The sequence below is a fragment of the Veillonella montpellierensis DSM 17217 genome, from assembly GCF_000426745.1.
GTDB lineage: Bacteria > Bacillota > Negativicutes > Veillonellales > Veillonellaceae > Veillonella > Veillonella montpellierensis.
Map to the genome: position 1 here is coordinate 1 of NZ_AUFY01000036.1, position 1,508 is coordinate 1,508.

Here is a 1,508-nt window from a genome sequence, read left to right on the forward strand (position 1 = left end):
ATCTTACCATCTTTACCATCAATAGTAACCTTTTCACCGTCTTTACCATTTACAGTAACCTTGCCATCTTTGCCAGCTTGTCCAGGTTGTCCTTCTTTGCCGACTGTGATGTCATCTTTCAAGGAGTAAATAACTTTCTTATTATCCTTATCCAAAGTAACATCAAGGCTATTGCCTGCTGCAAATTCAACAGTTTCTTTCTTATCTTTACCTAAGGCGATATTAGCTCGATGATCTTCTGTATCTTCGCCTACTAGAATATCAAAGCCTTGATTGCTCTTCTTCAACTTTTCATCTACTGCATTTTCTACATCTTGAATTTGTCCCTGTGTAGCCGCCTTAGATACATCGAAATCAGTGCCTCTTTGGTCCTTATCTGGCCATGTCACATTGGAAAGTCCAGTAATGGAATTATTTTTTCCATCCTTCAAGAAATTAATAGTAGTTATATCTTTAATAGTACGTCCTGCACCATCAATTACCATTGGATTTGTTTTATCTTTACTGTTAAAGGTAATGCTTTCTAAATCAGAAAGGTTCTTCGCCAAACGGATCTTCATCTTCGCATTCGTTCCGTCTGCTTCATCAGCAATAGATTCTACACCAATATTATTGTCGGTCAAGTTGGTGATGGTTTCATGATCTCTAACAATTTTAGCGCCGCCAACGATATTCACTTGATTATTTAGTTTTACGCCTACCGCTGTGCCATCATCGCCTTTGAATTTCAACCCATCATTCATGGTTGCCAATTCATTGTTCTTATTACCATCTTTAACGATAATACGTGTTTCGCCATCCGTACCGTCAAGACCTACTTTACTATCTCCAGTGGTAATGTCTACTTTATTCTTACCATCTTTACCTTTGATACCGATGGATCCGTCTTTACCGTTCAATACAACAGAACTACCATCTTTGCCAGTTGTTCCAATTGTACCGTCTTTACCAGAAATAGTAACGCTATTCGACTTACCATCATCACCTTTTGGTCCTTGAATTCCGATTTCGCCATTCTTACCCTTGATAGTAACCGATTCGCCGTCTTTACCATTGACAGTGATTTTACCGTCCTTACCATCTTGTCCAGCTTTACCAATTGAAACGTCATCTTGTAAGGCGTAGCTAATCTTCTTACCAGTACGTGTAATCGCAAGGCCGTTACCTGCATCGAAACCGAAAGCGTCTTTTGTATCGTCGCCTAATTTTACATTAAATCTATTGTCATCAGTATTGTCTTTAATGTACACATCAAAACCTTGGTTGGTCTTGTACAATTGACTACCGTTGACAGCTTCTTTACTGTTTTCAGACACATCACCAGCTTTTACATTCTTGATAACTGTACCATCGTTACCGCCTTCTAAGGTAATGCTACTTGTATCTACGGTACCATCTTGTTTTTTATCATACTTCACAGCATTATCCAACACTTCTTTTAATTGGCCTTGGCTCGCTGCTTGATCCGCCTTTATGGTGGTCATATCTTTTGGCAATGTAGTATTGGA

At 38.9% G+C, this 1,508-nt stretch carries 1 pseudogene; it reads right to left on the reverse strand.

Annotation, left to right across the window (positions count from 1 at the left end):
• Window positions 1–1,508, reverse strand: a pseudogene (locus tag K357_RS09800) (hypothetical protein); the annotation flags it as partial.